At 38.4% G+C, this 461-nt stretch carries 1 pseudogene; it reads left to right on the top strand.

Annotation, left to right across the window (positions count from 1 at the left end):
• Positions 1-239, top strand: a pseudogene (locus tag A3757_RS27165) (DNA polymerase III subunit epsilon); the annotation flags it as partial.
• Positions 240-461 lie beyond the last annotated feature (222 nt).

The following is a 461-nucleotide window of genomic DNA, read 5'->3' as shown; positions in this document are numbered from 1 at the left end:
GGGCTTTATTGGATTCCGAAATACTCGCTGATGTTTATTTATTACTAAGTGGTGGGCAGACTAGCTTGTTGCTAGATAAGGAAAAGACAGATGAAGGTGGCGCCGGAGGTATTCGAAGGTTACCCGGTACACGCAAGCCTCTACCTGTTCTGGCTGCCAATACAGAGGAAGCTGCGTCTCATGAAAAATACCTCGAATCACTTAGAAAGAAATCAGACCAGGTGATTTGGGACTTATAAGTGTTTCATAAGTAGCAGAGCTAGTCTTTGCTAATTACGAAAACACACAGTGCTAAACTTGTTAAGCGTCGGAATTGTGATATAAATTAATAACCAACGATATTTTTTTAAATTGATTTAGAGCATGTTCTGACCATTAACTGAGACGTTATTTGGTTAGAAGTATTAATGCAAGAATTAAAGCGGTTTTATTTTGAAACTTGATAATTACTCTTTGGACCG

The organism is Oleiphilus sp. HI0117 (genome assembly GCF_001635235.1).
The sequence above is the reverse complement of the archived record's forward strand: the minus strand, read 5'-3'. Positions and strand labels throughout refer to the sequence as shown.